Source organism: Shinella sp., from assembly GCF_052438155.1.
Taxonomy (GTDB): Bacteria; Pseudomonadota; Alphaproteobacteria; order Rhizobiales; family Rhizobiaceae; genus Shinella.
Map to the genome: position 1 here is coordinate 1 of NZ_JBQVPI010000069.1, position 7,935 is coordinate 7,935.

Annotated in this window: 6 protein-coding genes and 1 pseudogene; 5 read left to right on the plus strand and 2 right to left on the minus strand. The window is 62.8% G+C overall.

Going from position 1 to position 7,935, the window contains the following annotated elements:
• Positions 1–75: 75 nt before the first annotated feature.
• Entirely contained in the window at positions 76–846 is a 771-nt protein-coding gene (gene tpiA / locus ACT6VE_RS34045; protein WP_444802573.1) for a triose-phosphate isomerase, read from the minus strand.
• A gap of 11 nt (positions 847–857) precedes the next feature.
• The gene (locus tag ACT6VE_RS34050) at positions 858–2,594 is read right to left on the minus strand and encodes a glycerol-3-phosphate dehydrogenase/oxidase (RefSeq protein WP_444802574.1); all 1,737 of its coding nucleotides are present in this window, start codon (positions 2,592–2,594) and stop codon (positions 858–860) included.
• Positions 2,595–2,859: 265 nt separating this feature from the next.
• On the opposite strand from ACT6VE_RS34050, the gene ACT6VE_RS34055 reads away from it, so the two are divergent.
• From ACT6VE_RS34055 to ACT6VE_RS34075, 5 genes and pseudogenes are all read left to right on the plus strand, one after another.
• On the plus strand, positions 2,860–4,398 hold the full coding sequence (locus ACT6VE_RS34055; RefSeq protein WP_444802575.1) for an FGGY-family carbohydrate kinase: 1,539 nt from the start codon (positions 2,860–2,862) through the stop codon (positions 4,396–4,398).
• Positions 4,399–4,433: 35 nt separating this feature from the next.
• The gene (locus ACT6VE_RS34060) at positions 4,434–5,510 is read left to right on the plus strand and encodes an ABC transporter ATP-binding protein (protein WP_444802576.1); all 1,077 of its coding nucleotides are present in this window, start codon (positions 4,434–4,436) and stop codon (positions 5,508–5,510) included.
• Positions 5,511–5,520: 10 nt separating this feature from the next.
• On the plus strand, positions 5,521–6,591 hold the full coding sequence (locus ACT6VE_RS34065; protein ID WP_444802577.1) for an ABC transporter ATP-binding protein: 1,071 nt from the start codon (positions 5,521–5,523) through the stop codon (positions 6,589–6,591).
• Positions 6,592–6,594: 3 nt separating this feature from the next.
• Positions 6,595–7,464 (plus strand): carbohydrate ABC transporter permease, encoded by an 870-nt coding sequence (locus ACT6VE_RS34070; protein WP_444802578.1) that lies wholly within the window; start codon positions 6,595–6,597, stop codon positions 7,462–7,464.
• Positions 7,465–7,522: 58 nt separating this feature from the next.
• Positions 7,523–7,935: pseudogene (locus ACT6VE_RS34075) on the plus strand (hypothetical protein); the annotation flags it as partial.

The following is a 7,935-nucleotide window of genomic DNA, read 5'->3' on the forward strand; positions in this document are numbered from 1 at the left end:
CGGTTGGCCTTTTCCGGGTGGCGCACCCGCTTGGCATCGGGTGAAGGGTTGGTGCGGTCGAGAATGGTGACCATGTCAGCGGCCTGCCACTTGTGCGAAGGCCTGCGCAATCGCCAGGAAATCCTGCGCCTTGAGGCTCGCACCCCCGACGAGCGCGCCATCGACATTGCGGACGGCCATCAGTCCCGCAGCATTGTTGCCTTTGACGGACCCACCGTAGAGAATCCGCATGCGCCGCCCCTCGGTCGCGAAGCGGTCTTCGAGGCGGGCGCGCATGAAGTCGTGCACGATTTCGACATCTGCGGCGGTCGGCGTCAGCCCGGTGCCGATCGCCCAGACCGGTTCGTAGGCGACCACGACGGTTGCCGCCGTTGCCGTGTCAGGCAGCGACTGCCTGAGCTGGCGTTCGATGACGTCGAGCGTGCGCCCGCCCAGCTTCTCTTCCTCCGTCTCGCCGATACAGACGATCGCGACAAGGCCGGCTGCCACGCCGGCTTCCGCCTTCCGACGGATGAGTTCGTCGGTCTCCGCATGCAGGGTTCGCCTTTCGGAATGGCCGACGATCACGAAACGCGCGCCGCAATCGGCAAGCATTTCCGCCGAAACGTCGCCGGTTGAGGCGCCTTCCCGTTCGAAATGACAATCCTGCCCACCGATGAGGAGTCGGCCGCCTTGAACTTCGGTAACGGCTCGTTCGAGCAGCGTGGCGGACGGGCAGACAAGCGTGTCGAAGGTATCCGGCAGTCCTGCTATGCCAGCCGCGATGGCGCGCAGTTCGCCAAGCGAGACGCTCGTGCCGTTCATTTTCCAGTTTCCAGCGAGAAGCTGCCTGATGTCAGGGGGCATGTCCGGTCTTTCTACGATGCGTTGGGAAGGGCGGCGGCAGGAGTGCCGGGGGCGATGCGGACGCGGTAGCGCCCTTCGAGCGTGGCGGCCGTCGCGGATATTTCCTGCTGGCGTCGTGCTGCGTCCCAGCCGAGCGCCTCGCCGGCGATCTGCGCCATCCTTTCGAGGCTCGCCTGTGTCACGGCGTTTTCGAACGGCATGAGGGTGCGGCGCAAGACGATGTCGGCGAGATGCGTCACCCGCTCCTGCGCGACGATCCAGCGGATTTCGCCCGCGCGGTATAGACCCGTTTCGTCGATGCTCTCCCCGCCGTCAGCGGCCACGCGCTTTGCAACGTCTTCCGCCTGGCTGCCATAGCGGCGTACAAGTGCGGCGGCCACCGTCTCATCCAGAGCATATCGTGTTGCGAGCATGCGGGCGATCTCCTGGCGACCTGCTGCATCATTCGGAAAGTTGGCGGCGCCACCGATAGGCGCGTCCAGCGTGCTGTGCCGGCGGCTCAAGCCAAGGCGCGACAGCACGGAATCGGCGATCTGCTCCGCGCAGGCGCGGTAGGTCGTCCACTTGCCGCCGACGAGGGTGGCTACCGGAAACCGCCGCGTCCCGTCCGGCTCGAATTCGCGCAGGAAATGGTCGCGGCTGATCGCTCCGGTCGTCGCTTCGCCGCTATAGGGCAGGGGCCGTATGCCGGCATAGGCGAAGACGATCTCTTCCCGCTTAGCTGCCGAGCCTGGCATGACCTGCTCCAGAACGTCGAAGAGATAGTCGATCTCCTCTTCCGAGCAGGTGGCGCAGTCGGGATCCGTGGCGCGTATGTCGGTGGTGCCGAGCAGGATATGGTCCGCATCGAGCGCGTAAACGAGGCAAGCCCGGAAATCACGCGTTTCGAAATAAAGCATGCCATCGGCGAGTTGGCGGGAAATGTCCGGGCGGCGCATGACGAGGTGAGAGCCGCGCGTGCCGCCGATCAGCCTGCCCTCGATGCCGAGCTGCCGGTTTGCCTCGTCCGCCCAGGCGCCGGTGCAATTGACGACAAGACGCGGCCGGAGACGGATTTCCTCATGGCTCAGTTCGTCGCGCAGCACCACCGTCTCGCCGTCGGATCCGGCAAGCGCCATGTAGGGAACGGCAGCCGATGCGGGGCAATCGCGTTCGCCATCCTTTATCAGCTCCAGCGCCAGCCGCTCGGGATGGACGAGCCGCGCGTCGTAATATTCGGCAACGGCGCTGACCCTCGGCGAGAGGCTCGGCATCCGCCGGCGCAATTCGCCACGCGAAACGATCCGATGGCCCGGCATCGTATTGTTGGCGCGGCCGAAGCGATCGAAGAAGACAAGCCCGAGCTTGATCACCAATATGCCCTTGGCGCCCGGCGTCTTCTTCAGCTTGAGGAAGCGCAGGCCGGCCGAAAGCACGCCGCCAAACCAGTTGAAGGCCGGAACCCAGACGGGCAGGGGTTTTACGAGATGGTGAGCGTTGCCCAGAAGATGATTGCGCTCGATCACGGACTCGCGCACGAGGGCGAATTCTCCCGTTTCCAGGTACCGAAGCCCCCCGTGGATCAGCCGGGAAGGTGCAGCACTCGTACCGGAGGCGAAGTCGGCCTTGTCCACCAGAAGTGCCGGTACGTTCTGAAGCGAGAGGTCGCGAAAGAGCCCTATGCCGTTGATGCCGCCGCCGACGATGAGGATCGGTTCGCCGGCTGCAGCAGCCTTCAATGCGGCAATTGCTTCCACTCTGTTGCGCATGTGTCCCTCTCGCCGTTCATGCTCATGTCATGGCCGTGCTATAATGACATTTTATTACTTTTGAAAGCCTAATGCTCGCAATCATAAAAGAGCTTACAAAAATTATTGTTTTAAATCAGCTTGTTATTCCTGTAAAAAATTTCCTTACGAATTCGATTGACAATTCAGACCCGTCAAATAGCTTACCCTCCGAGGAATGAAGCCGATGGGAACCACGGGTTCTGGCGCTGTGTGGAGACAGTGCGTCGGCAAGGGAGGAGCAACCATGCGAGAGCGCCTGATCGGCATTGACGCTGGCGGAACGATGACCAAGGTCGTGCTGTTTGACGTCAAGGGGAACGAGCTTGCTTGCGAGCGCCGGCCCAACATCATGCTGATGCCCAACGAGGGGTGGACGGAGCGTGACGGGGACGGCATGTGGCGGGCGACGTGCGAGTCGCTGCAGGCGCTTCTGGAGAAAACCGGCACGAACCCGGCCGATATCGTCGCCGTGACGCCATCCGGATATGGTGGGGGCGCCTATTTCGTCGATGCGGCCGGCAACCTGGTCAGCAACGGGCTCGTCTCCACCGACACACGCTCCATTTCGTTGATCGAACGCTGGAAGCGGACGGGACTGGCCGCCGAAGTCTCCCGCCATATCCAGCAGCAGGTCTGGCCAGGCCAGACCTTTCCCATCATGGCCTGGTTTCAGGAAAATGCTCCCGAGGTCATGAAGCGCACGGTCCATATGCTGCCTTGCAAGGACTTCCTGCGCATGCGGCTGTGCGGAGACATCTCCACCGATCCGACCGACGGCGGCTGCGCCGGGATCATCAACGTCACGAAGGGCGATATTTCTCGTGAGGCCTTCGAGGCTGCGGGCATGCAGGGATGGCTCGACAAATTGCCGCCGGTGCGCTCCTCGGTCGAGGTCGTGGGCATGGTATCGGCTGCTGCCGCTGCCGCGACCGGGCTTCGGGCGGGCACGCCGGTGGTGCGCGGCGTCTATGACGTCGTCGGGTGTTCTCTGGCGTCCGGGGCCGTCAGTTCCAACGAGCTTGCCGCCGTTGCCGGCACGTTCAGCATCCATTCGACCGTGCACCGCACGCCGTCGCTTGCGCCGTTGCCGACGATTCAGACACCCTATCCCGTGAATGGCCAGGTCCTCGCGACGACCGCCACGCCGACCTCCGCCAGCAATCTCGAATGGCTGTGCAAGACCATGCTTTCGGCCGAAGCGCAGCGCGCCTTTCTGGAAGGGCGCAGCATCTACGACGTTTGCAACGATCTCGTGGCCGAGGCCATCGGGCGGCCGAACGGCATTCTTTTCTTCCCTTTCCTTTACGACGGGCCGCGCGGTGCACCTGGCGGATTCCTCGGGCTGCGCGCCGGCGCGCGGCTCGCCGACATCGTGCGCGCCGTCTATGAGGGTGTCGTCTTCGCCCACCGTTATGACATGAACTATCTGCTCACCGGGCCGGATGCCGCAGATCCGAAGGTCATCCGGCTGGCTGGCGGGCCGTCGCGCAGCCCCGTCTGGGCGCAGATGTTTGCCGATGGTCTCGGCCTTCCCGTCGAGATTGCGAATGGCAGCGAGTTCGGCGCCAAGGGCGCCGCGATCTGTGCGGCCGTTGCAACGGGCATCTATCCCGATGTCGCCACGGCGATCGCGAACATGGTTCGTGTGGAGCAGCGGCTCGAACCGGACGCCGCGCGTACCGCCGTCCTGTCCCACAAATACCGGGCCTATCTCGCAGCCATCGACGTGGTGGCGGATCTCTGGTCGGCGGGCGCCGATGAACGGCTCGCTTGCGCAGGCTGAATGCGCCGCTGCAACCGGATTAAGAGGATATTACCGTGCTGGAATTGCGCAATGTAGAGAAGATCGTCGGCGTGGAGACGCATGTTCATCCGACCAGCCTCGTGTTCGAGCGCGGCTCGCTCAACGTGCTGCTCGGCCCGACGCTGTCAGGAAAAACCTCGCTGATGCGGCTGATGGCCGGCCTCGACAAGCCGACCGCCGGCTCCGTCTGGTTCGACGGCAAGGACGTCACCGGCGTGCGCGTGCAGGAGCGCGGCGTCGCCATGGTCTACCAGCAGTTCATCAATTACCCGGCGCTGACCGTCTACGAGAACATTGCCTCGCCGATGCGCATCAAGGGCGCGGACAAGGCGACCATCGATCGCGAAGTGCGCAAGGCGGCCGAGCTCTTGAAGCTCACGCCCTATCTCGATCGCATGCCGCTCAACCTGTCCGGCGGCCAGCAGCAGCGCACGGCGCTCGCCCGTGCAATCGTCAAGAATGCAAGCCTCGTGCTGCTCGACGAACCGCTCGCCAATCTCGACTACAAGCTGCGCGAGGAGTTGCGCCTCGAGCTGCCGAAGATTTTTGCCGAGTCCGGCGCGATCTTCGTCTATGCGACGACGGAGCCCTCCGAGGCCCTGCTGCTCGGCGGCAATACCGCCACCATGCATGAGGGGCGGGTAACCCAGTTCGGCCGGACGATCGATGTCTACCGCGCGCCGGCCCATCTCGTCTCCGCCCGCACCTTTGCCGATCCTCCGCTCAACACCGTCGCCGTCTCGAAACGTGGTGGGGCGTTCGAGAACGGTGGCAGGCCGATCCTGCCGGTGCCGGCGCATCTGGCGGGCATCCCGGACGGTCCCTACACGGTGGCCTTTCATCCGCATCATATATCGCTGGCCCAGCCCGTGGGTCGCACGGTCGCGCCGATCCGCGCGCGAACCCTGGTTTCCGAGATTTCCGGTTCGGAGAGTTTCGTGCACCTCGCCTTCGCTGACACCAATCTCGTCCTGCTGGCGCACGGTATCCACGATATCGCGCCCGAGCAGGACATCGAACTCTACGTCAATTCCGATCACCTGATGGCCTTCCGGCCGGACGGCGGATCGGTCATGGCGAAAGTCGCCTGAGGAGGGGACCATGGCACGCATCACGCTGGACCGTATCCGGCACGCCTACGGCATCCGTCCGTCGGCGCCCAACGACTACGCGCTTCGCGAAGTCAATCACGAATGGAACGAGGGTGGTGCCTATGCGCTGCTCGGGCCGTCCGGTTGCGGCAAGACCACGCTGCTCAACATCATTTCCGGCCTGTTGCATCCCTCGGAAGGGCGCATCCTGTTCGACGGCCAGGACGTGACTGATCTGCCGACGGAAGCGCGCAACATCGCGCAGGTCTTCCAGTTTCCGGTCGTCTACGACACGATGACCGTTTTTGACAACCTCGCCTTTCCGCTGCGCAATCGCGGCGTGGCGGAGATGGACGTGAAGCGGCGCGTCGACGAGATCCTCGAGATGACCGGGCTTGCCGATCGTGCTGGCCGGAAGGCGCAGGGACTGACCGCGGACCAGAAGCAGAAGATCTCGCTCGGTCGCGGCCTCGTGCGCAACGACGTCAACGCCATCCTGTTCGACGAACCCCTGACCGTCATCGATCCGCACATGAAATGGCAGTTGCGCTCGCAGTTGAAGAAGCTGCACCGCCAGTTCGGCTTCACCATGGTCTATGTCACGCACGACCAGACCGAGGCGCTGACCTTCGCCAATACCGTTGTGGTCATGTATGACGGCCAGATCGTGCAGATCGGCACGCCGGCCGAACTCTTCGAGAAGCCAAGCCATACCTTCGTCGGCTATTTCATCGGTTCGCCCGGCATGAACGTACTGCCGATGCAGCTTGACGGTTCGCAGGCGGTTATCGGCGGCGAAAGCGTGGACATCGGCTTTGCGCCCGCAGTTGCGAGCACCTCCAGGATCGAACTTGGCATCCGCCCCGAATTCGTGCGCCTTGGTCGTGAGGGACATCCCGTCACGATCACCAAGGTGGAAGATATCGGGCGCCAGAAGATCGTTCGCGCCACCTTTGCGGGCCAGTCTATCGCCGCGATTCTCGCAGAAGACGGCGAGGTGCCCGCCGAAGCGCGGGTCTCCTTCGATCCTGCAGCCATCAATATCTACGCCGATAGCTGGCGGATCGAAAAGGGGGCTTGAACCATGGAAAAGACCTGGAACAACAAGGCCTGGTTCATGGTCCTGCCTGTCCTGGTGCTCGTCGCCTTCTCGGCGGTGATCCCGCTGATGACGGTGGTGAACTATTCGGTTCAGGACACGTTCGGCAACAACCAGTTCTTCTGGGCCGGCACGGAGTGGTTCACGCAGGTTCTCGATTCCAGCCGTTTCTGGGATTCGCTGGTTCGCAACCTGTTCTTCTCCGCCCTCATCCTGGCGATCGAGATTCCGCTCGGTATCTTCATTGCGCTGAACATGCCGCGTCGCGGTTTCGGCGTGTCGATCTGCCTCGTCCTGATGGCGCTGCCGCTACTCATTCCATGGAACGTCGTCGGCACGATCTGGCAGCTTCTGATGCGCTCGGATATCGGTTTCGTGGGGTATCTTCTCGCCGAAGTGGGTATCTCATTCAAATACGCTGCCGATCCGCTGGACGCATGGATCACCCTTCTCCTGATGGACGTCTGGCACTGGACGAGCCTTGTCGTGCTGCTCTGCTATGCCGGTCTCGTCTCGATCCCGGAGGCCTATTACCAGGCTGCCAAGATCGACGGCGCCTCGCGCTGGGCGGTGTTCCGCTACATCCAGCTGCCGAAGATGAAGCGTGTACTGCTCATCGCCGTCCTGCTGCGATTCATGGACAGCTTCATGATCTATACCGAGCCGTTCGTGGTCACCGGTGGCGGGCCGGGTTCTTCGACGACCTTCCTGTCGATCGACCTCGTCAAGATGGCGATCGGCCAGTTCGACCTCGGCCCTGCCGCGGCCATGTCCATCATCTACTTCCTGATTGTCCTGCTCTTTTCCTGGATCTTCTACACGGTGATGACAAGCGGCGATGCGCCCGCGAAATGAGATCGTTACGCCGTCGAAATGAAGAAAAACCGCCGATAGGCAATGAAGGGGGAAAGAGATGAGCCTTGAAACGTCTTCCGGTGTGCTCACCATAGGACCGGCTGCCGAGCGTAGGCCATCCAACGTGATCGCTGGCGCCAAGGCCGGCGCCAACAGCAAGCGCAGCCTGTCCTGGCTGGTGCCGACGCTCTACATCGTCTTCCTGATGTTGCCGATCTATTGGCTCGTCAACATGAGCTTCAAGACGAATGCGGAGATCACCGGGGCGTTCTCGCTCTGGCCGGTCAATCCGACGCTCAGGAACTACACGGTGATCTTCACCGATCCGGCCTGGTACAATGGCTATATCAACTCGATCATCTACGTGGTGCTGAACACGCTGATTTCGGTCTCCGTGGCGCTGCCGGCGGCCTATGCCTTCTCGCGCTACCGGTTCCTCGGCGACAAGCACCTGTTCTTCTGGCTGCTCAC

Coding starts and splice junctions, on each gene's coding strand:
- ACT6VE_RS34050 (WP_444802574.1), bottom strand. CDS start 2,594: ATGCGCAACAGAGTGGAAGCAATTGCCGCATTGAAGGCTGCTGCAGCC.
- ACT6VE_RS34065 (WP_444802577.1), top strand. CDS start 5,521: ATGGCACGCATCACGCTGGACCGTATCCGGCACGCCTACGGCATCCGT.
- ACT6VE_RS34055 (WP_444802575.1), top strand. CDS start 2,860: ATGCGAGAGCGCCTGATCGGCATTGACGCTGGCGGAACGATGACCAAG.
- ACT6VE_RS34070 (WP_444802578.1), top strand. CDS start 6,595: ATGGAAAAGACCTGGAACAACAAGGCCTGGTTCATGGTCCTGCCTGTC.
- tpiA (WP_444802573.1), bottom strand. CDS start 846: ATGCCCCCTGACATCAGGCAGCTTCTCGCTGGAAACTGGAAAATGAAC.